This is a genomic window from Mesorhizobium sp. B2-4-12 (assembly GCF_006441575.1).
GTDB lineage: Bacteria > Pseudomonadota > Alphaproteobacteria > Rhizobiales > Rhizobiaceae > Mesorhizobium.
In genome coordinates this window covers 168,562-188,691 of the sequence record NZ_VFVC01000002.1, presented here as the reverse complement: position 1 = coordinate 188,691, position 20,130 = coordinate 168,562, and the positions used below count along the sequence as shown (strand labels likewise).

The 20,130-nt window shown below is 62.1% G+C and carries 20 protein-coding genes and 1 tRNA gene; 14 read left to right on the top strand and 7 right to left on the bottom strand.

Going from position 1 to position 20,130, the window contains the following annotated elements:
* Positions 1-5 precede the first annotated feature (5 nt).
* Positions 6-1,496 carry a glycerol kinase GlpK gene (gene glpK / locus FJ934_RS02260; RefSeq protein ID WP_140607024.1) on the top strand — a complete coding sequence of 497 codons (1,491 nt, stop codon included), beginning with the start codon at positions 6-8 and terminating at the stop codon, positions 1,494-1,496.
* Positions 1,497-1,508: 12 nt separating this feature from the next.
* Positions 1,509-2,000, top strand: a complete 492-nt coding sequence (locus FJ934_RS02255) for a DUF6882 domain-containing protein (protein WP_246671412.1) — start codon at positions 1,509-1,511, stop codon at positions 1,998-2,000.
* Between the two features lie 86 nt (positions 2,001-2,086).
* Here the strand turns inward: FJ934_RS02255 and FJ934_RS02250 are convergent, their stop codons facing one another.
* The gene (locus tag FJ934_RS02250; protein ID WP_140607023.1) at positions 2,087-2,557 is read right to left on the bottom strand and encodes a BA14K family protein; all 471 of its coding nucleotides are present in this window, start codon (positions 2,555-2,557) and stop codon (positions 2,087-2,089) included.
* Positions 2,558-2,825: 268 nt separating this feature from the next.
* Here FJ934_RS02250 and FJ934_RS02245 point away from each other — a divergent pair.
* Together FJ934_RS02245 and FJ934_RS02240 are read left to right on the top strand one after the other, a co-directional pair.
* Positions 2,826-2,901: transfer RNA gene (locus FJ934_RS02245), tRNA-Lys, on the top strand.
* Between the two features lie 220 nt (positions 2,902-3,121).
* Positions 3,122-4,432, top strand: coding sequence for an O-antigen ligase family protein (locus FJ934_RS02240; RefSeq protein ID WP_140607022.1), 1,311 nt, complete (start codon positions 3,122-3,124; stop codon positions 4,430-4,432).
* A 206-nt stretch (positions 4,433-4,638) separates the two neighbouring features.
* Here FJ934_RS02240 and FJ934_RS27885 read toward each other — a convergent pair whose 3' ends face one another.
* Complete coding sequence (locus tag FJ934_RS27885) at positions 4,639-5,193, bottom strand: hypothetical protein (RefSeq protein ID WP_246671411.1); 555 nt, start codon at positions 5,191-5,193, stop codon at positions 4,639-4,641.
* A 107-nt stretch (positions 5,194-5,300) separates the two neighbouring features.
* On the opposite strand from FJ934_RS27885, the gene FJ934_RS02225 reads away from it, so the two are divergent.
* From FJ934_RS02225 to FJ934_RS02205, 5 genes are all read left to right on the top strand, one after another.
* Positions 5,301-6,362 (top strand): glycosyltransferase family 4 protein, encoded by a 1,062-nt coding sequence (locus tag FJ934_RS02225; RefSeq protein WP_140607021.1) that lies wholly within the window; start codon positions 5,301-5,303, stop codon positions 6,360-6,362.
* A 42-nt stretch (positions 6,363-6,404) separates the two neighbouring features.
* The gene (locus FJ934_RS02220) at positions 6,405-8,573 is read left to right on the top strand and encodes an amylo-alpha-1,6-glucosidase (protein ID WP_181165479.1); all 2,169 of its coding nucleotides are present in this window, start codon (positions 6,405-6,407) and stop codon (positions 8,571-8,573) included.
* A 110-nt stretch (positions 8,574-8,683) separates the two neighbouring features.
* Positions 8,684-10,453 (top strand): trehalose-6-phosphate synthase, encoded by a 1,770-nt coding sequence (locus FJ934_RS02215; protein ID WP_140607020.1) that lies wholly within the window; start codon positions 8,684-8,686, stop codon positions 10,451-10,453.
* The gene (gene otsB, locus FJ934_RS02210; RefSeq protein WP_140607019.1) at positions 10,453-11,223 is read left to right on the top strand and encodes a trehalose-phosphatase; all 771 of its coding nucleotides are present in this window, start codon (positions 10,453-10,455) and stop codon (positions 11,221-11,223) included. The genes FJ934_RS02215 and otsB overlap by 1 nt, the downstream gene beginning before the upstream one ends.
* 27 nt (positions 11,224-11,250) lie before the next feature.
* Positions 11,251-11,463: a hypothetical protein gene (locus FJ934_RS02205; RefSeq protein WP_140607018.1), complete on the top strand. Its 213-nt coding sequence runs from the start codon at positions 11,251-11,253 to the stop codon at positions 11,461-11,463.
* 9 nt (positions 11,464-11,472) lie between these two features.
* Here the strand turns inward: FJ934_RS02205 and dprA are convergent, their stop codons facing one another.
* Genes dprA through FJ934_RS02185 form a run of 4 tightly spaced genes read right to left on the bottom strand, consistent with a single transcriptional unit; the run spans position 11,473 to position 15,511 of the window.
* Positions 11,473-12,606 carry a DNA-processing protein DprA gene (gene dprA, locus FJ934_RS02200; protein ID WP_140607017.1) on the bottom strand — a complete coding sequence of 378 codons (1,134 nt, stop codon included), beginning with the start codon at positions 12,604-12,606 and terminating at the stop codon, positions 11,473-11,475.
* Positions 12,603-13,190, bottom strand: coding sequence for a glycerol-3-phosphate 1-O-acyltransferase PlsY (gene plsY / locus FJ934_RS02195; RefSeq protein WP_140607016.1), 588 nt, complete (start codon positions 13,188-13,190; stop codon positions 12,603-12,605). The genes dprA and plsY overlap by 4 nt, the downstream gene beginning before the upstream one ends.
* A gap of 57 nt (positions 13,191-13,247) precedes the next feature.
* Positions 13,248-14,534 carry a dihydroorotase gene (locus FJ934_RS02190; RefSeq protein WP_140607015.1) on the bottom strand — a complete coding sequence of 429 codons (1,287 nt, stop codon included), beginning with the start codon at positions 14,532-14,534 and terminating at the stop codon, positions 13,248-13,250.
* Positions 14,531-15,511 carry an aspartate carbamoyltransferase catalytic subunit gene (locus FJ934_RS02185; protein ID WP_140607014.1) on the bottom strand — a complete coding sequence of 327 codons (981 nt, stop codon included), beginning with the start codon at positions 15,509-15,511 and terminating at the stop codon, positions 14,531-14,533. The genes FJ934_RS02190 and FJ934_RS02185 overlap by 4 nt, the downstream gene beginning before the upstream one ends.
* A gap of 157 nt (positions 15,512-15,668) precedes the next feature.
* On the opposite strand from FJ934_RS02185, the gene FJ934_RS02180 reads away from it, so the two are divergent.
* From FJ934_RS02180 to FJ934_RS02170, 3 genes are all read left to right on the top strand, one after another.
* Entirely contained in the window at positions 15,669-17,297 is a 1,629-nt protein-coding gene (locus FJ934_RS02180) for a DNA alkylation response protein (protein ID WP_140607013.1), read from the top strand.
* Positions 17,298-17,446: 149 nt separating this feature from the next.
* Complete coding sequence (locus FJ934_RS02175) at positions 17,447-17,989, top strand: hypothetical protein (protein WP_140607082.1); 543 nt, start codon at positions 17,447-17,449, stop codon at positions 17,987-17,989.
* Positions 17,989-18,330: a DUF6105 family protein gene (locus FJ934_RS02170; protein WP_140607012.1), complete on the top strand. Its 342-nt coding sequence runs from the start codon at positions 17,989-17,991 to the stop codon at positions 18,328-18,330. The genes FJ934_RS02175 and FJ934_RS02170 overlap by 1 nt, the downstream gene beginning before the upstream one ends.
* Here FJ934_RS02170 and ruvX read toward each other — a convergent pair.
* Positions 18,248-18,754, bottom strand: a complete 507-nt coding sequence (gene ruvX / locus FJ934_RS02165; RefSeq protein ID WP_140607011.1) for a Holliday junction resolvase RuvX — start codon at positions 18,752-18,754, stop codon at positions 18,248-18,250. The two genes, FJ934_RS02170 and ruvX, sit on opposite strands and share 83 nt — an antisense overlap.
* 122 nt (positions 18,755-18,876) lie before the next feature.
* On the opposite strand from ruvX, the gene FJ934_RS02160 reads away from it, so the two are divergent.
* Entirely contained in the window at positions 18,877-19,584 is a 708-nt protein-coding gene (locus FJ934_RS02160) for a metal-dependent hydrolase (RefSeq protein WP_140607010.1), read from the top strand.
* A 256-nt stretch (positions 19,585-19,840) separates the two neighbouring features.
* Positions 19,841-20,128, top strand: coding sequence for an Asp-tRNA(Asn)/Glu-tRNA(Gln) amidotransferase subunit GatC (gatC, locus tag FJ934_RS02155; RefSeq protein WP_140607009.1), 288 nt, complete (start codon positions 19,841-19,843; stop codon positions 20,126-20,128).
* The last annotated feature ends 2 nt before the right edge of the window (positions 20,129-20,130 follow it).

Genomic DNA, 20,130 nt, shown 5'->3' with positions numbered 1-20,130 from the left:
CGGGAATGAGCGGTTTTGTGCTGGCAATCGACCAGGGAACGACATCGACCCGGGCAATTCTGTTCGACGGCGACATGAAAGTCGTCGGCAGCGGGCAGCAGGAATTCACCCAGCACTATCCCGCGTCCGGTTGGGTCGAGCACGATCCGGAAGAAATCTGGGCAAGTGTCGTGGCTACCGTGAAAGCCGCGCTGAGGGCCCCCGATTGTGAGGCTTCGGATGTGGCCGCCATCGGCATTACCAACCAACGCGAGACCGTCGTCATCTGGGACAAGGCGACCGGCAAGCCGATCCACAATGCCATCGTCTGGCAGGACCGCCGCACCGCGCCGCTCTGCCAAAAATTGAAGAAGCAGGACCTGGAGAAGAAATTCACCCGCAAGACAGGGCTGCTGCTTGATCCCTATTTTTCCGGCACAAAGATCGCCTGGATGCTGGACAAGGTGAAAGGCGCCAGGAAACGCGCGGAGAGGGGCGAATTGCTGGCAGGTACCATCGATAGTTTCCTGATCTGGCGGCTGACCGGCGGCAAGGTCCACGCCACCGATGCCACCAACGCCTCGCGCACGCTGGTCTACAACATCGCTGAGAATATTTGGGACGACGAACTGCTTTCCATCCTGCGTATCCCCGCCGCTTTGCTGCCTGAGGTGAAGAACTGCGCCGACGATTATGGGGTGACGGAAAAGAGCCTGTTTGGCGCGGAGATACGAATCCTCGGTGTCGCCGGCGACCAGCATGCCGCGACCATCGGCCAGGCCTGCTTCGAGCCAGGCATGATGAAGTCCACCTATGGCACAGGCTGCTTCGCGCTGCTCAATACCGGCGCCGATCTGGTGCGCTCGAAGAACCGGCTGCTGACCACGATTGCCTACCGGCTGAACGGCAAGACCACCTATGCGCTGGAAGGCTCGATCTTCATTGCCGGCGCCGCCGTGCAGTGGCTGCGCGACGGCATCAAGGTGATCGGAAAGGCCGAGCAGAGCGGCAAACTGGCTGCCGAGGCCGATCCGGCGCAGCAGGTCTATCTGGTGCCGGCCTTCGTCGGACTGGGCGCGCCGCATTGGGACGCGGACGCGCGCGGCGCCATCTTCGGGCTGACGCGCAATTCGGGCCCGGCGGAATTTGCCCGCGCCGCACTCGAATCTGTCGGCTACCAGACCCGCGACCTGCTGGATGCCATGCACAAGGATTGGAAAGGCGCCGCAGCCACGGTACTTCGCGTGGATGGCGGCATGGTGGCGTCGGACTGGACGATGCAGCGCCTAGCCGACATACTCGACGCGCCGGTCGACCGCCCGACCATATTGGAGACGACCGCGCTCGGTGCGGCCTGGCTCGCCGGCTCGAAGGCAGGTGTGTGGCCCAAGGCGAAGGAATTCGCCAAGACCTGGGCGCTCGACCGGCGATTCAAACCGGACATGGACGTCGCCACACGATCCGCCAAACTGGCAGGCTGGCGCGATGCCGTGCGCAGGACCCTGAGCTCGCAATAAGGGACTGTGCGGATGGATGTGGGGGAAATGAAGCCAGATTGGTATTCTGATTGGCGCGATGAGGCCTTCGAACAGCTGAAGGTCAAGAACGAGCGCCTGCACAAAGATTTCCGCCTCGGCACCTGGCCGCGCTACGACTATGACCTGAAAACTGGGAAGCTCCTGTTCTCGGAGGAAGGAACGGTCAAGGTCATTGCCGAGATCCAGATCGCGGGCACCACGAGCGCCAAGGCGAACAACTGGCTCTGGGCCTGGGCAAACGCAAATTTGCCTGGTGAACTCCTCGGCGACGCAAAGCTGGTTCGGTCCTTCGGGGAGAAGAATGGCATAGACGAATTGGCCCGGGCCTATGTGACGGATGGGATCAACGACCTTGAACCGCTCGGTTGGGAACTGACCGGAGCAATGGTGCGGATTTGCAATGCCCTTGGCGCCTATCGCTCTCCAAGCGGCGAAGGTGGCGGACTTTATCTAATCATCAAAAGGATCGGCTGGGCCAACTGATTCGGTCTTTTTTACGATCTCAAGACCATGGGAAACCCCGCGCCCGTCGGCGCGGGGTTAAAGAGACTCGTCCTTGATAGCTCCAATCAGTAGGGGGAGCGGCACTCCCGACGAGGACCATTGTTCGGCTGGAAGGTATTGTCCGAAGCGCGGTAACTTCGGTAATGGTCATAACACCACTGCACGTGGGCATTGCCTTCGTAAACGCGGTGGTTCTCGCTGTTGACAATAGCGCCAGTGATCAACGCGCCGGTAGCGAAGGCCGCAAGCGGGAACCAGTAGTCGCCATGGCGGCGATAGCCGCGATGATACTCACGATAGCCGCGATGGCCGTTCCAATACATGTCGCCGTTGCGAGCAAAGCTGCGATTGCGCGAGAAACTGCGATTGAACGGACGGTTTCGCCTCCATTCCTGATATTGCACCGTCTGCACATCCGGCGTTGCGATCTCGGGCATGGGCACATAGGCCGGCTGGGCGTTGACCGGCACGGTCTCCGCAGCAATGAGTGTGGCTGAGAGGGCCGCAGCAAGAAGGCCCGATTTGACTCTGCTCATGGTATTCTCCTCGAGGGTTTTGCGAACGTCCCTGTCGACGGAAAACGAACGTCGCACGCGATTTGTTCCGCGGGAGGCGGGCGGCGGCTATCGGGTGGAGATCGTGGCCCACTCCTGACGGACTGCCCGCCCGACCGGTACCAGCAGGCAAAGGTGCCGCGATTTAGGGGCGAAGAAGCGGCTGCCGAGCCGTCTTTTCCGGTTGACCGCTCGCGGCACTCTCCCTATGTTCCGCGCAATTTCGGGGGCGGCCTTTTCGAGCCCGCGGGAGCGCGTAGCTCAGCCGGTAGAGCAACTGACTTTTAATCAGTAGGTCATGGGTTCGAATCCCATCGCGCTCACCAAACATGCTCATCGCCAGCACGACTATGAATACCCAGGGCAACTATATGGGGACCGAACTCGCGCAAGTGCCTGGCACGCGAGTTCACCGTCTGGGATTGCAACATCACCTGCCAGGGCTGCGGCATCCAGCTGATCACACGACCGGCGTCAAGATCCTTAAGTCTTATATCGAGCACCCGTCGTATAGGTTATTATTCCAATTTTGACCAAGGGGCGACATTGAGTCTTACAAACAGTAACGTCAAGACGTTTCACGTTTGGCTGGCGGCTTTCTTTGTTGGCGCCATTTTCCTGGGTGGCGTATGGCTCGGCAAGATTACGCTACCGATAAGCACGTTGATATTGCCGGTATTCTTCATGAGCCGCGCCCAGTTCAACTTGCGGCTCCCTCCGGCCTGCGTTCCGCTCTTGGTGATAGTCGTCGTCATCCTGATCCAGTTCGGCATGTATCTCGGTAACCCCGCCTTCAGATGGAAATCCGATCTGGCGGTCTGGCTACCGGTTGCCTTTGCAGGCTTGACGATCGTGGCGCTGAGGCGCGCCTCTATTTCTGATCGGATGGCGCTTCGGTCCATGATCGCCGGCGGCGCGGTGACCGCCGCAATTATGATTACGATGATCGTGTTTGTTCCAAACGGCGCGTTTCTTCTGCCGGGCCAGGACGCGGCCAATGTCGAGGCTGCATATGCAGCGGACGTGGAAAGGACCACGTCCCGCCCCATCATCGTGCAGCCGTTGGCGCAAGATCCCGCATCAATCGATGCCGAAAATCCTTCCCCTCAAACGCCATCAGTAGCTGCGCCCGCTGGCAGGGAAGCTTTCTCGCCTAAGGTCGGAGATCAAGGGTTCTACGACCTGAAAAACAGAGCCAGAAGCTTCCTTGGATTGTCGAATTATATCGCCGTTTTTTTAGTGTTTCTATTCGCGGTAACGCTTTTTTCCGGGCTTCCTTTCGTCGCCGGGGTCTTTGGTATCCTTGTGTTTCTGACCCTGTCCCGCTTTGGGATAGCCATGCTAGTGGTTGTCACTGGCGTCTATGTCTTGCGCTCGAAAGTGAACCCGGTGAAAGCTGCGACGTCGGCAGCGATCCTCTGCGCAGTCGGCCTGGTTGTTCTATATGTCCTAAGGGACGCCGTGCCACATATGCCTCACTTGGCGTCCTTGATGGCTAGGTTCGAATATTGGCGCTCCGGCGTCGATGCACTGAGGCTGCATCCGATCGTCGGCGCGCCTCGATCTGTCTATCTGATCGAGATGGGCTACAGTATCACATGGAACCCGCACAATTCGATTCTGTGGCTGGCCGTGAACTTTGGTCTTATCGGGGTTGCCGGCTACGGTGCCTACGTATGGATTGCTGTGCGAGAGATTGCCAAAGCGGCCGTCTCGTCCAGCCTCTGGACTGGAGTATTTGTCGGTATGATCGCGCTCCTGGCATGGAGCTTCGAAGAGATTATCGTGCTTACGCCTGCCTTTGAGCTGTTGCTGGCAGCGATGTACTCCCTGGCGCGGGCCAGCCGCCGCAGTTGACCCGCCGACGACGGCCTTAGTCTCCGTCTCACAACAAGAGTGAGCGACATGTGCAAGGGCAAGGCAGAGGATCCGTTTCGTTCGAAGGCGCGTCTTCACTACCGGTGACAGCGCCGATCAGCTTCGCAATCATCCTTCGATTTCCGTGCGGAGATCCCGCACGGGCTGGGCGAGCTAGTCCACCGCGGCACAAGGTGATCGACCGCTCAGCCGCTCTGCGACAAATGAACGTGCAGAACGGCGGCTTTCTTTGCAATCAGTCCTTCCAAATCCGCGTCCGACCGTTTGGTGCCGGTCCGTTCCCGCAGCAGCGAGATCACCGCTTTCATAGAAAGCTGGGCCGTCTGACCGCTCAGGATGGCATCCACCGCGCCGGCAACATCCGGGGTCTCCGTTGGTGCTCGCATGATCGGCTCCTTTCTGTTCAGGTCGGCCTCGGTGCCGGCCGGTCCTCTGAGGCCGCGGTCGAAGAAGACGGGCAGGCCGTTCTTGACGGCGAGGGCGGCGACCATATCGTCGAGCTTGCGGTCGGAGAGTGCCGGGTCCGAAGGAGCGGGTTTCAGGATTCTACGGATCACTCGGGCAGCCTGGTCCGTCGACACAAAACCAAAACGCCGCTTTCTGGCCTCGACATATTGTTCGATGATCATGCTCAGACGTCGGGCTGCAACATCCTTCGATTCCTGCACCTGGGCCTCCTTGGCTGCCATGCGTGCGATATCGGCAGCACAAACAGGAAATAGGGCGGCTTGATCGAACATCAAACAGGGAATTGGCCATCATTCGCTCCATCTTCTCGTAAGACAGGAACGATCCCGCGCCTGAAGCATTTCGCCCTATGACCAGCTCATTGAGGGAACGCCGGGCCATGAAGATTGCCCATGTCGCACCGCTTTACGAATCCGTGCCGCCAAGGCTCTATGGCGGCACGGAGCGTATCATCTCCTACCTTACCGAGGCTCTCGTCGACCTCGGCCATAGCGTGACCCTGTTCGCCAGCGGCGATACGAAGACCTCAGCCAATCTGGTGCCATGCCGTGAACGGGCGCTTCGTCTCGATCCTCGTCCGCTGAAATCCGAGATAGCGGCGCATTTGTCGATGCTCGACGAGGTGCGCAAACGGGCCGACGATTTTGACGTCATTCATTTTCATCTCAGCCATTTCCTGCATTTCCCGTTTTTCCGCGACATGCCGCAGCGGACCGTGACGACGCCCCATGGCAGGCTGGATTACGCCGACCTCCCACAAGCCTACGATCGGTTCCCGCGGTTCCCGATGATTTCCATATCCCGCAGCCAGCGAGCGCGATTCGCATCCGCGAACTGGCTGGCCACGATCCATCACGGGCTGCCGATCGAGCTCTATGAGCCCGATTTCGAGGCAGGATCGGATGGTTCCTATCTTGCCTTTCTTGGCCGGATGTCGCGTGACAAGCGGCCGGATCGGGCGATCGAGATCGCCCGCCGTACCGGCCTGAAACTCAAGCTCGCGGCCAAGATCGGCGATGGCGATCGCGCTTATTTCGAGGAAGTCGTCCAACCGATGATCGATGGCGACCGGGTCGAATATGTCGGCGAGATCGGCGAGGACCAGAAGAACAGGTTTCTTGGCAATGCGGCAGCCTTGCTGTTTCCCATCGATTGGCCCGAGCCTTTCGGCCTTGCCGTGGTCGAGGCCATGGCCTGTGGTACCCCTGTGATGGCCTGGAGTTGCGGTGCCATGCCCGAGATCATCGATCATGGGGTCAGCGGCTTCGTCGTCGAAACCATTGAAGATGCTGTGGCGACGATGCCGGCTCTCCTCCAACTCGACAGGCGGCGAATAAGAGCGGTTTTCGAGAGGCGGTTTTCAGCCGACAGAATGGCCAGGGATTATGTCGCGGCCTATTCCCGGCTGAGCGACGGCCATCAGCAAAGCAGAGCCTCCTAGGCCCCTTCACCCGTTCGGAAACCCAACACGGGGACAGTCTTCTTGACCATCATCCAACTCGACGAACGCAAGCTTGATCCGGCGATAGCGCTGGCTTCACTCGATGAAACCGCGCCCAGGGAGCCGCACAGGCTCTTCGCGCTCAAGCATGGCGATTGCTTTGCCGTCGCCGATGCCTATGGCGACATCCGTGGTGTCGGCGACGGGTTCTTCCGCGATGACACGCGCGTGCTTTCTGAATATCGCCTCGCGATCGGCGGCCGTTCGACATCCCTTCTTGGTGCGTCGCTCAGCCAGGACAATGTCCTGTTCACCGCCAATCTCACCAATCTGCCGATCGAAACCGTTGGTGGCCGGCCCATTGCGCAAGGCGCCATTCACATCGAGCGCGTCAGGCTGCTGTGGCAGGACCGCCTCTATGAGCGGCTGACGCTGTCGAACTACGGCCGGGAGCATTCCACCATCCTGCTTTCGCTGCGCTTTGCCGCCGATTTCCGCGACATGTTCGAAGTTCGTGGATCGACGCGGCCGAAGCGGGGCACCTCACATACGGCCGAGGTTGGCCGGAGCTCCGTGATGCTTCGCTACGAGGGGCTGGACAAGGTCGAGCGCAAATCGGCGATATCGTTTTCGCAAGTGCCCGACGAACTGACCTCGGAACGAGCGGACTTCCTCATCGCCGTCACCAAGCGCAGTCGCAAGACGCTGTATGTCGAGGTTGGCACCGATGCCAGGGATACGCCCGAACGCGAGCGGTTTCGCGCTGCGGCCGCCCGCGCGCGTTTCGGCATGCGCGCCAAGCGTCGCCACGGCGCAACGCTGCACAGCTCCGGCAGGGTGTTCAACGACTGGATCGAACGGGCGCGTGCCGACGTGGCGCTGCTCACAACGGAGCTGGCGACAGGTCCCTATCCCTATGCCGGCATTCCATGGTTCTCGACGGCCTTTGGCAGGGACGGGGTGATCTCCGCGCTGCAAATGCTGTGGCTCAACCCCGGCCTGGCGCGCGGCGTGCTCGCCTTTCTTGCGCAACACCAGGCAACCGAAACCTCGCCCTTCAGCGACTCCCAGCCCGGCAAGATCATGCACGAAACGCGCAAGGGCGAGATGACGGCGCTCAGCGAACTGCCGTTCGGCCGCTACTATGGCGGCGTCGACACCACGCCGCTCTATGTCCATCTTGCCTGTGCCTATGCTGACCGCACTGGCGACACGGACCTTATCGATGTCCTGTGGCCGTCGCTGTGCGCCGCCGCCGAATGGATCGAAGCCGCGAGCCGGCCGACAGGATTTGTCACCTACCTCCGTGCGGCGGAATCAGGCCTCGCCAACCAGGGTTGGAAGGACAGTTTCGATTCCGTTTTCCACGCCGATGGTCGCATCCCGAAGGGGCCGATCGCGCTGGTCGAGGTCCAGGGTTACGTCTTCGCGGCGTTCCAGGGGTTGGCGAAGCTGGCTCGGCTGCGCGGCGAAGACGAGAAGGCCGAAGGTTGGGAGAGGCGCGCTCAGGAAATCCGTCAGCGGGTCGAAAGCCATTTCTGGGTGGAGGAGCTTGGCTATTATGCGCTGGCCCTGGACGGCGACGGCCAGCCTTGCAAGGTGCGCACGTCCAATGCCGGACACCTGCTTTATGTCGGCCTTCCCGACCCGGATCGCGCGCGGATCGTCGCTGACCAATTGCTGTCGGCTTCATTCCACACCGGCTGGGGACTGCGCACGCTGGCGGATGATGCGATCTTCTTCAATCCGATGTCGTACCACAACGGCTCCATCTGGCCACACGACACCGCGATCTGTGCGGCAGGCCTTGCGCGATACGGCATCCGCGACAGCGTGGTGCGGCTGATGAGCGGTACATTCGAATCCGCAGTCCATTTCAACATGCGGCTGCCTGAGCTGTTCTGCGGTTTCACCCGCGCACCTGGCGAGGCGCCGATCGCTTATCCGGTCGCGTGCTTGCCGCAGGCCTGGTCGGCAGGCTCGGCCTTCATGCTCATGCAGGCGTGTCTCGGCCTTCAGATCGACGGCTGGACCGGTGAAATCCAGGTGACACGGCCGCGCTTGCCAATCGGCATCGACAATCTGGTGGTCCGCCATCTCGCGGTCGCGGGTGTTGCTGTCGATCTGACATTCCAGCGGGTAGGGGACCGCGTCGGCGCCTTCCTGGCCGATCGCCATGAGGGGCTGGTGCCTCTCGTGGTCAGAAGCTGAAAACATCGGAACCATCGCGCGCCGCGAACGTTGGACCCCCGCACGATGGGTGCCGGAACTCAGTCGACGAGGCCCGCCGCGGCATCCCGTTGAAAGGTAATTGACTTCAAATGCCCGACAACACTTCGTACCTGGTCGCTCCCTCGTCCGCCTTGTGGCTTCTTGTCCTTGTAGCTGTCGGCATCCTGATCATCGCGCGGGCGACCATGATGTTGCGGGCGAAGAGGAGCAGGAAGCTTGCCGCCGTGACGGTTGAGCCGGCTCGCGGTCCATTGCCGGAATTCGCGAAGAATGGGCAGTCCGCCGCCGCTGCGCTGGTGCAGTGGTCGCCCGAAACGCTGCGTCACATATTGGCGACGGAGCTTCCCGATGCCCAGGTGATCGTCGTGTCAAATCGCGAGCCGTATATCCACAACCGCAAGGGAGAGGACATACAGTTGGTCGTACCCGCCAGCGGCCTTGTCTCTGCCCTGGAGCCGATCACCCGGGCCTGTGCAGGCACGTGGATCGCCTATGGCGGTGGGTCGGCCGACACGCTCGTGGTCGACAAAAATGACAGGGTCGAGGTACCGCCCGAAAACCCTTCCTACACGTTGCGTCGTGTCTGGCTGAGCGAAGAAGAACAGCAAGGCTATTATCTCGGCTTTGCCAATGAGGGCCTCTGGCCGCTGTGCCATATCGCCTTCACCCGGCCAATATTCCGCGCCTCCGATTGGGAGTCCTACGAGGCGGTCAACCGCAAATTCGCCGACACCGTTGTCGCGGAAGCCCGCAACGAACGGCCCATAGTGCTGGTCCAGGACTACCATTTCGCGTTGTTGCCGCGGATGATCCGGGAGCGCCTGCCGGAGGCTATCATCATCACCTTCTGGCACATTCCATGGCCGAATTCGGAGGTGTTCAGCATCTGCCCGTGGCGCGAGAAGATTCTCGAAGGCCTGCTCGGCAGTTCAATTGTCGGCTTTCACACCCAGTTCCATTGCAACAACTTCATCGACAGCGTCGACCGCTTTCTCGAGAGCAGGATCGAGCGGGAGGATTCGGCCATCTCCTATGGTGGCCAGGTCAGCCTGGTTCACGCCTATCCGATTTCGATCGAATGGCCGCCGGTGCAACTCGGCAAATTGCCTGACGTGGCGCAATGCCGCCAGCGTGTTCGTGAGAGATTCGGACTGGCTGAAAATATCAGACTGTGCGTGGGCGTTGAACGTCTCGACTACACCAAGGGTATCCTCGATCGCTTCAACGCGCTCGATGAACTGTTGAAACTCCATCCCGAATGGATCGGCAAGGTGGCGTTCCTGCAGATCGCCGCGCCCAGCCGCGGAAGCTTGCCTGCTTATCAGCAGTTGCATGAAGAGTGCCTGCGTCAGGCAGAGGATCTCAACCAACGCTATGGTCGCGAGGGTTACACGCCCGTCGTGATGGTGACGGAACACCACTCACAAGAACAGGTCTACGAGCTCTATCGCGCCGCTGATGTTTGCATGGTCACAAGCCTGCATGACGGCATGAACCTGGTCGCCAAGGAATTTGTCGCGGCGCGTGACGACGAACAGGGTGTCCTGCTGCTCAGTATGTTCGCTGGAGCTTCCAAGGAGTTGCTTGAGGCGCTGATCGTCAATCCCTATGACGCGGCAATGATGGGCGACGTCTTGCTTCAGGCTTTGACCATGTCGCAAGAGGAGCAGCGCCAGCGCATGCAGCGCATGCGTGAGGTCGTTCGCGACAACAATGTCTATCGATGGGCAGGCAGCATGCTGCTCGACGCCGCGCGCTTGCGCAAACGTATTGAAATCGATCGCGCCGTCGGTGCCGCTCCGATGGCTCCACGTAACGTGATATCGTTGCTCGACCGCAAGCGGGTGGCGGCTCTGTGATGTCGATACTTCCGAACCTGCCCGCGCCTGACGTTCCCCAAGGGCCATGGGCCTTGTTCCTGGACATCGACGGTACGCTTCTTGAACATGCCGCGCATCCTGACGCAGTGGTTGTCAATGACGCGTTACGCATGCTGTTGGCAAGACTTGAAGCGCAATTGGACGGAGCGTTGGCGTTTATCACGGGACGGTCGATTGCCGCTGTCGACCATCTCTTCCAGCCCCTTCGACTGCGCGCCGCCGGACTTTATGGTCTCGAGCACAGGCTGGCGCGGGATGGTCCGGTGGAGGCGGCGGGCGAGCCGGCCGACATTGCAGCACTTGCCGGGGAAATCGAGGCGGAACTGGCCAGCGCTGATGTCTATATCGAACGCAAGGGACCGATCCTTGCCATTCATACGCGTGCGGCGCCGCACTTGCTTCAGCGTGCGACACAGTTGGTCGAACGGGCGTTGGACAGGTTGCCCCCGGGATATCGGGTGCTGGCTGGCAATGCAGGGGTCGAGCTGATGCCGCTTGAGGCTGCCAAAGGAGCGGCGATCAGGCGCTTCATGGCGGAACCGGCTTTCAGGGAACGATGCCCGGTGTTTCTTGGCGACGATACATCCGATGAGAACGGGTTCGACGTCATCAACGAAATGGATGGGGTCTCGGTACGTATCAGACCGCGCGCACCGACAGCCGCGCACCATACGCTTGCCAATGTCGACGAGGCACTCGCCTGGCTGGACGCCGTGAGCCGGAGTAATGCGAAGAGACTTACCGCCTGACCATCTCATGAACCGAAGGAGCCGGCAATGACCCAACTCGCAAGCCTCATTCGGGAGATCATGCCCACTTGGCTGCGCCGGCGCCCACGCCAGAACGCGCAGCAGACCGAGTCAGGGCTCGATCCGTCTCGCCCGGCGAATGCAGATATGGTCTGGCGCAAGATTGTCGAAAAGGATCTCTTTGGCGCCAATACACAGGACTATGCGGAAACTCAGGACGAAGGGACCAAACGTCACTGAAGGACGGCTTCAGTCGTTCCCAAAAACCAGCGAAACATGGCCGCCCGCATGACGTTCGAGCCGGCCGGCGAGATCGAGTTCCAGAAGCACCATGAAAACCTGGGCCGGGTGCAGGCCGGTGTGGCGGATGATTTCGTCGATCGACACCGGCGTCGGGCCGAGCGCCTCGATTACCTCTGTGCGGTCGCTCTCGCCGGGCGGCGGTGTGGCCGAGAAATCGGGCGGGTCCTCAAACGGCGACACGTCAGGTGCCTGCATGCCGGTCAACGGCGCGATTGCCCTGGAAACATCCGATGCTTCGGTGACCAGCGTGGCGCCGTCCTTGAGTAGGCCGTTGGTGCCGGCAGCACGCGGATCGAGCGGGGAGCCCGGCACGGCGAAGACCAGGCGGCCCATTTCGCCGGCAAGCCTGGCGCTGATCAGGGATCCCGACCGCTGCGCCGCCTCGATCACCACCAGCCCAAGGGCGGCACCCGCGACGAGACGATTGCGGCGCGGAAAATCCTGCGCACGCGGCTGCCAGCCGAATGGCATCTCGGAGATGACCGCCCCATGTTCGGCGATTTCCTCGCACAAGCCGGCATTTTCGGGCGGGTAGGGCAGGTCAAGGCCTCCGGCCAGCACGCCGATCGTGCCGGTCGACAGACTGCCCTGATGTGCCGCTGTGTCGATGCCGCGTGCCAGGCCGGAGATGATCCCATATCCATCGCGCCCAAGATCGGCCGCCAGCATGCGCGCCATCTTGATGCCAGCCAGCGATGCGTTGCGCGCGCCGACGATGGCTACGCCCGGCAACCGGAACACGGCGGCATTGCCCTTGACCGCCAGCAGCGGTGGCGGATGGTCCATGCTGCGCAACAGCGGGGGGTAATCGGCCTCACCGATGCCGACAAAGCGTGCACCATTGCGCCGGGCTGCTTCCAGTTCGGCTTCTGCCTCGGCAACGGAAGGGATGCGGACCATCCGGTTGGCGCCCCCGGAAATCATCAGTTCCGGCAGCATTTGAAGCGCGACTTCGGCCGACCCGAAGCGGTTGATCAGGTCCCGGAAGGAAGCAGGGCCGACATTCTGGGTGCGGATCAGCCGCAGCCAGCTCAGCCGCTGCCGGTCGCTGAGGCGCGGCCCGGCGGCTGGATCGCTCACCCCTTGGCTCCGATCTTGCCCTCTGTGCCGGCAAGCAGGCGTGAAATGTTGGCGCGATGCTTGACGAAGACGATGATGCTCATCACCACGAAAACAGCGGCGATCCGCGGTGTGCTCAGGACGTAGAGAGCGATCGGCACGATCACAGCTGCCGTCAGTGCTGCCAGCGAGGAGTAGCGGAAGAGGTATGCCATCGCCAGCCAGGCGACGGCGAAGACCAGCGCCACTTGCCAGGCCAGGCCGATCAGCACGCCGAGATAGGTCGCGACGCCCTTGCCGCCCTTGAAGCCTAGCCAGGCCGGGAAGAGATGGCCGAGAAAGGCGCCAAGGCCGGCCCAGACCGCGGTTTCAGGCGCGAAATGGCCCGCTATCAGCACTGCGGTCGTGCCTTTCAGCGCATCGAGCAGCAAGGTCGCGGCTGCCAGCCCCTTGTTGCCGGTGCGCAGCACGTTGGTGGCGCCAATATTGCCGGAGCCGATATTGCGTACGTCACCAAGACCAGCGGCTCGCGTCAGCAACAGCCCGAAGGGAATCGATCCCAGAAGGTAACCGAATACCAATGCCAGGATCAGGCCGTAAGTCATTGTTTCCCCCGCATTTCCCCCTGGCGAACTTGATCAGACGCGACTGGCGTGTCCGGTCTATGCCGAGAACACTGTGCGGCCCGCGACCAGCGTTTGCAAGACCTTGCCTTGCAGGCGCGCGCCTTCGAAGCAGGTGTTTTTCGAGCGCGAGCGGATCCCGCTCTCACTGACGATCCAGGGTTCATCGAGGTCGACAAGCGCAAGGTCCGCGATGGCGCCGGGCTTCAGCGTGCCGCCGGGCAATCCGAACAGCCTTGCCGGCGCGGTGGAGAGTGTCTCGATCAGCCGCGGCAATGGCACGTCGCCATTGTGGTAGAGCCGCAAGGCGGCGCCAAGCAACGTCTCCAGCCCGATGGCGCCGGCTGCCGCGTCGGCGAAGGGCAGGCGCTTGGTGTCGACATCCTGCGGATCGTGCGAGGAGACGATGATGTCGATCGTACCGTCCTTTACCGCCTCTATCATTGCCAGTCGATCTTCCTCGGCGCGCAGCGGCGGCGTCAGCCGGAAGAAGGTACGATATTCGCCGACATCGTTTTCATTGAGCGACAAATTGTGGATCGACACGCCCGATGTAACCGTCGCGCCGTCGGCCTTCGCTCGCGCCACCGATCCAACCGCCATAGCCGTCGAGATCTTGGCCGCGTGGTAGGAGCCGCGCGTCAGCCGAGCCAGCGCCAGATCGCGCTCGAGCGGAATGGATTCGGCTTCACGAGGAATACCGGAGAGACCAAGCCAGCTCGCGTAAAGGCCCTCATTCATCACCCCGGACGAGGCAAGATCTGCATCCTGCGTCTCATGCACAATCGTGGCGCCGAAGTCGCGCGCATAGGTCAGCGCGCGGCGCATCATCAGCGCGCTCGATATGGTGTGGCGGCCATCGGTGAAGGCGACGGCGCCTGCTTCGCGCAGCAGGCCGAACTCGGTCATCTCGCGGCCATCAAGGCCCCTGGTGATGGCCGCCGCCGGGAAGATGTTGACCACCGCCGTGTCCTTGGCGGTGCGCAGCACGAACTCGACCAGTGCCACATTGTCGATCACGGGATCGGTATCGGGCATCATGACGATGGAGGTGATGCCACCGGCCGCCGCGGCGACACTTGCCGACGCAATGGTTTCGCGATGCTCGCCGCCGGGTTCGCCGATGAAGACGCGGCCATCGACCAGGCCTGGGATGATCGCCTTGCCGGCACAGTCGATCAGCGCAGCCCCATCGGGCGCGCCCTGGTTCAGCGCCGCCTTGCCGGCGGCAACGATTTTCCTGCCGTCGACAATGACGGAGCCCACTTCGTCCATACCGCGCGAAGGGTCGACGATGCGGGCGCGCTCAAAGACCGTCGTGCTCATGCGCCGCAGCCCTCTTGGTTGCGGCCCTCTTGATTACGACGGGGATCGAGCAGCGCTTCCATCACCGCCATGCGCACGGCGACACCCATTTCCACCTGTTCCTGGATGACGCTTTGCGGGCCGTCGGCGATTTCCGAGGCGATCTCGACGCCACGGTTCATCGGGCCGGGATGCATCACAAGCGCATCGTCCTTGGCGGCCTTCAGCTTCTCGGCGTCGAGGCCGAAATAGCGGAAATATTCGCGGGTCGACGGTACGAAGGCGCCTTCCATCCGCTCACGCTGCAGGCGCAGCATCATCACCACGTCGGCATCCCTGAGGCCTTCGGCCATCGAACGCGACACGATCACGCCCATTCTGTCGATACCGGAGGGCAAAAGCGTCGAAGGCGCGACGACCCGCACCTGCGCGCCGAGCGCGTTGAGCAGCATGATGTTGGAACGCGCTACGCGCGAATGCAGGATGTCGCCGCAGATCGCCACGATCAGCTTCGACAGCGGGCCCTTGGCGCGGCGGATGGTCAACGCGTCGAGCAACGCCTGCGTCGGATGCTCATGCGCGCCGTCGCCGGCATTGACTACGGAACAGCCGACCTTCTGCGCCAGCAGGGCCGCGGCACCCGCCGACTGGTGGCGGATGATCAAGATATCGGGCCGCATGGCATTCAGCGTCATTGCGGTGTCGATGAGCGTCTCGCCCTTCTTCACCGAGGAACTCGCCACCGACATGTTCATGACATCGGCGCCGAGCCGTTTCCCGGCCAGCTCGAACGAGGACTGCGTGCGGGTCGAGGCTTCGTAAAAGAGATTAATCTGGGTGCGGCCGCGCAGCGTCGAGCTCTTTTTCTCGGATTGCCGCGAGATCGCGACCGCCCGATCCGCCCTGTCGAGCAACAGTTCGATATCTCCAGGCGAAAGATCGCTGATGCCCAGAAGATGGCGGTGGGGATAGAGTGGCAGGGACGAAGCGTCGGTCATCTCAAGGGGCTGCTATAGGGTGCGGATTTCGCGCCCGCAAGCGTCCGCTTTGGATTGCCGCCATTCTCCCCGGTATTTTCGTCGCGCGCCCAGCGATGCTTGGGTTATATCTAGCCGACGGCCTCGGATTCGTGGCCTTTGGCAACAAGGACAGAGCGTGACCGACGACGTAACGAACCAGCCGCCGCCGCTGACGGGCGGCAACGCCTGGCGAGGCGATCCGTTGCTGATCCAGCTTGCCGAGCGCTTTTCCGATCCGGTACGCAAGGACCTCGATGGGCTCGGCCGTTTCGTCTTGACGCAGGAAGCGCAGGAACTGGCGCGCCTGGCCAATGTCGAGACGCCGAAACTCAGGACGCATGATCGCCAGGGACGGCGCATCGACCTGGTCGAATTCCATCCGGCCTACCACGCCTTGATGCGCCGCTCGGTGGCGAACGGGTTGCATTCTTCGGTCTGGGAAAATGGCGACGCCGAGATCGGCCGCCGCCATCAGGTGAGGGCCGCCCGTTTCTACCTGACCGCGGAACTCGAGACCGGGCACCTCTGCCCCATCACCATGACCAGCGCCTCGCTGGCGGCGTTGATGGCCAGCCCAAAACTGTTTCGGGAATGGGCGCCGCGCGTGACCACGCGCAAATACGACCAAAGCCAGAAGCCGCCGGTCGAGAAGACCGGGCTGACGCTTGGCATGGGCATGACCGAGAAGCAGGGCGGCACGGATGTGCGCGCCAATGTGACCAGGGCCGAGCGCGTCGGCAGCGGCTTCTACCGCCTCACCGGGCACAAATGGTTCATGTCGGCGCCGATGTCGGACGCCTTCCTGGTGCTGGCGCAGGCGCCGGAGGGGCTGTCATGCTTCCTCGCGCCGCGCGTCCTCGGCGACGGATCGGGCAATGGCTTCCGCTTCCAGCGTCTGAAGGACAAGCTCGGCAACCGCTCCAACGCGTCTTCCGAGATCGAGTTCGTCAACGCCATCGGCGAGATGGTCGGCGAACCCGGCGCCGGCGTGAAGACGATCATGGACATGGTGACGCTGACGCGGCTCGACTGCGCGGTGGCGTCTTCGGCGATCATGCGGGCGGGGCTGGCCGAGGCGGTTCATCATGTCCGCCATCGCCAGGTGTTCGGCGCCAATCTGATCGAACAGCCGTTGATGCAGCGCGTGCTGGCTGACATGGCGTTGGATGTCGCTGCCGCCACGGCACTGTCGTTCAGGCTGGCGCGTTCCTTCGACGAGGCGGCGAGCGATCGCGGCGAGGCGGCGTTTGCCCGCGCCATGACGCCGGTCGTCAAATACTGGGTGTGCAAGATCGCGCCACCGTTGCTCTACGAGGCGATGGAGTGCCTCGGCGGCAATGGCTATGTCGAGGAAGCGCCGCTCGCCCGCTACTACCGCGAGGCTCCGGTGAACGCTATCTGGGAAGGCTCGGGCAATGTCATGGCGCTCGACGTGCTGCGCGTGCTCGGGCGTGCGCCTGGCCTGTTCGAGGAGGTGCTGGCCGGCATCGACCGTGACCTCGGCGCCGGCGGGCGTGGCACGATCGGTGTGCTGAAGGCGGCGATGCAGGTCGCCGCAACCGACGAGGGCTCGGCCCGACTGCTGACGGAACAACTGGCGCTGTCGGCGGCGGCGGCGGAACTGCGGAGGCTGGGGGCAGGGCGGATTGCCGATGCCTTTGTCGAGACCCGCCTGGCCGGCCAGTGGCGCAACACCTATGGCATGCTCGATTCGCGCCACGACGCCCGCATGATCATCGATACGCTCTATCCGCCGTTGACCTGAACCGGACGCCGTCCAAGGACGGTGCCATCCATCTTTCGATGATGCAGTCGGCATTCTGATCCGAGGCTGCCGTTAACCTTAACAAATGGTTTCCATTGCGGCGGCGAAGCGCAAAGCCCACTGTCATTCCTGTCGAAGCAGGAATCACGATGCGACATGTATTGACCTCTTTCTTGTCCGTGCACTGGGCGATCGTTTTCGCCCTGTTGGCACTGATCTGCATCGACGGAAACCGTGGTGTGGCGGCGGCTCTAGGCGTGCTCGGCGTGACCATTGGGAGCGCTCGTTTTGTCGATCTGGAGAACGTCGTCGTGGTCGCGCCGCTGTCGATCGCATTGCTGGTCGTGTCGGTGCTGTTCTTCTGGGCCTTTGTCGATACGCTGATCAACGACACGGCCAGCCCGGGCGCGGACAGCGTTGTTCGCATAGCCTTCATCTCGGCTTCCGGCGTGTTGTCAATGATCCTGATCGGCGGCGCAGCTCAAGGCATCAACGGTCTTTTCATGGTGGTGGCCGTGCAACTGGCCGCGCTCCTGGCGTCGTATGTCGCCATGCTCGCCGAGCGGCGCTCGGCAGCGGTGTCGGATGATGCCGATTTCCGCGCCACGGCGCATGGCATGGCGAAGGCGGCGGCCCATAACTCGCTGCTGTCCCTGATCTCGGGCCGGGCCGGGCCGAAGGGAGGCCGCTGATGCGCTACATCTTCGCGATGTGGGCAGGCCCGATGGCGATTTTCTGGGGCTGGTTCTATCTGTCGGCCAACGACATCAATTTCGGCTACGTCATGTTCACCCGGCAGACGCACGACTTCTTCTTCCAGCTCTACGGTCAGATGCTGGGCATCGACCCGTCGATCATCCCCGGAATGGTGGCGAAGACGTGCATCTTCGACGGGCTTCTGCTGATGGCGCTGTGGGCGTTCCGCCGCCGCCGCGAAATCTGGGGCTGGATCAAGGGGCGGACGGCGGGTCAGGCTCCGTTCGAGCGGCTGCATCGAGTGACTGGAGCCGGTCCAGAACTCCCTGCAGAATAAAGGCCGCCGCGGCCGAATCGATCTTGCCGGCGCGTTTGGCGCGCGAGAAATCCATTTCGATCAGCGTCCTTTCGGCCGCGACCGTCGACAGTCGTTCATCCCAGAACACGAAGGGCAGATCGCTCAGCTGGGCCATGTTGCGCACGAAGGCGCGCGATTTCTGCGCGCGCGGACCTTCGGACCCATCCATGTTGATCGGCAGTCCGATCGCCACCGCGCCGACGTTCTCCTTCTCCAGCAAAGCCAGCAAGGCTGCGGCATCGAGCGAGAATTTCCTCCGATTGATGACCGGTCGTGGGTGAGCGAAGGAGAAACCCCGGTCGGAAACCGCGACGCCGATCGTCTTGTCGCCGAGATCGAGCCCCGCCAGCGTCCTGCCGTCGGCGAGCCATGCCGGCAATTGCTCAATCGTGATGATAGCCAACGGTTTTCCCTTGTCTTTTTCAGCCGCGCGCGCTTTTGCGGATGCTCGGCACACTATACCCTTTGATCTCGGGGCTATCGGCGTTCTATCCTGCGGCCCGGCAAAAATCGAGGAATGCATCCATGAAACTGACCTGGTACGGCCACTCGGCCTTCCGCATCGAAACCGGCGACGCCAAGATCCTCATCGACCCCTATCTGGTCGGCAACCCGTCCTGGACGGGCGGCTGGGAAGGGCCGGCGGAGGGGATCACGCATGTCCTTTTGACGCACGGGCACAGCGATCACATCAGCGGCGCGCTGGAAGTTCTCGGCAAGAGCGGCGCCCAGCTGGTCGCCAATTTCGAGATCTGCATGTATCTCGTCGGGAAGGGCGTCAGCGACAAGAAGATCAATCCCGGCAATATCGGCGGCACGGTCGATTGCGACGGCTTCACCACCACTTTCGTCCAGGCACTGCACTCGTCCTCGTTTGGCGAAGAGGGCGGCAAGAACGTCTATCTCGGCAACCCCGGCGGGCTGGTTCTGCATTTCCCGGAAGACAGCACGCTGTATCATATGGGCGATACCGACATCTTTTCCGACATGGCGCTGATCAACGAGTTGCATGAGCCGAAGATCGGCATTGTGCCGGTCGGCGACCGTTTCACCATGGGCGGCGCGGTGGCGGCGCTTGCCTGCCGCCGCTTCTTCAAGTTCGAGACGGTCGTCCCTTGCCACTTCGGCACCTTTCCTATGATCGATCCGACCGCCGAGAAATTCGAGACCGGCCTGGAAGGATCCGGCGTCAAGGTCGCTTTGCCGAAGATCGGCGAGACGATTACGATCTAGAAACAGTCGGCGCGTAATGGCAGCTGGAGATCGTCAGCGGAGGCTTTTTATGTATCGCCATCCTCCGCTGCCGGCTATCCTTGCAGCCGCTCCCTGATGCGCGGCTGACCATCTCGGTCCATCACGATACCGGGTACCGGCAGAGCTAAACGGCTTCGGAGTACGCCGGCCCACGCTTCGCATGATGCATGTTGCGCACCGCGTGCCGCGCCGCTATAGCCCGGACTGGTTTTCCCCGAGGCAAATAGGCAAATACATGTCCGTTGATCTCAAGACAGTGAAGCGCGTCGCGCATCTCGCCCGCATCGCGGTGAGCGAGGAAGATGCCGAACGCATGACCGGCGAATTGAACGCCATACTGGGCTTCGTCGAGCAGCTGAACGAGGTCGATGTTTCCGGTGTCGAACCGATGACCTCGGTGACACCGATGGAGATGAAGAAGCGCAGGGATGTCGTCACCGACGGCAACAAGGCGGCCGACATCGTCGCCAACGCACCGGCGGCCGAAGAAAACTTCTTCCTCGTGCCGAAGGTCGTGGAGTAACG

Excerpts from the sequence above, each read along its gene's own strand:
- glpK (WP_140607024.1), top strand. The coding sequence starts at position 6 with ATGAGCGGTTTTGTGCTGGCAATCGACCAGGGAACGACATCGACCCGG.
- FJ934_RS02255 (WP_246671412.1), top strand. The coding sequence starts at position 1,509 with ATGGATGTGGGGGAAATGAAGCCAGATTGGTATTCTGATTGGCGCGAT.
- FJ934_RS02250 (WP_140607023.1), bottom strand. The coding sequence starts at position 2,557 with ATGAGCAGAGTCAAATCGGGCCTTCTTGCTGCGGCCCTCTCAGCCACA.
- FJ934_RS27885 (WP_246671411.1), bottom strand. The coding sequence starts at position 5,193 with ATGTTCGATCAAGCCGCCCTATTTCCTGTTTGTGCTGCCGATATCGCA.
- FJ934_RS02225 (WP_140607021.1), top strand. The coding sequence starts at position 5,301 with ATGAAGATTGCCCATGTCGCACCGCTTTACGAATCCGTGCCGCCAAGG.
- FJ934_RS02215 (WP_140607020.1), top strand. The coding sequence starts at position 8,684 with ATGCCCGACAACACTTCGTACCTGGTCGCTCCCTCGTCCGCCTTGTGG.
- otsB (WP_140607019.1), top strand. The coding sequence starts at position 10,453 with ATGTCGATACTTCCGAACCTGCCCGCGCCTGACGTTCCCCAAGGGCCA.
- FJ934_RS02205 (WP_140607018.1), top strand. The coding sequence starts at position 11,251 with ATGACCCAACTCGCAAGCCTCATTCGGGAGATCATGCCCACTTGGCTG.
- plsY (WP_140607016.1), bottom strand. The coding sequence starts at position 13,190 with ATGACTTACGGCCTGATCCTGGCATTGGTATTCGGTTACCTTCTGGGA.
- FJ934_RS02190 (WP_140607015.1), bottom strand. The coding sequence starts at position 14,534 with ATGAGCACGACGGTCTTTGAGCGCGCCCGCATCGTCGACCCTTCGCGC.
- FJ934_RS02185 (WP_140607014.1), bottom strand. The coding sequence starts at position 15,511 with ATGACCGACGCTTCGTCCCTGCCACTCTATCCCCACCGCCATCTTCTG.
- FJ934_RS02175 (WP_140607082.1), top strand. The coding sequence starts at position 17,447 with ATGCGACATGTATTGACCTCTTTCTTGTCCGTGCACTGGGCGATCGTT.
- FJ934_RS02170 (WP_140607012.1), top strand. The coding sequence starts at position 17,989 with ATGCGCTACATCTTCGCGATGTGGGCAGGCCCGATGGCGATTTTCTGG.
- FJ934_RS02160 (WP_140607010.1), top strand. The coding sequence starts at position 18,877 with ATGAAACTGACCTGGTACGGCCACTCGGCCTTCCGCATCGAAACCGGC.
- gatC (WP_140607009.1), top strand. The coding sequence starts at position 19,841 with ATGTCCGTTGATCTCAAGACAGTGAAGCGCGTCGCGCATCTCGCCCGC.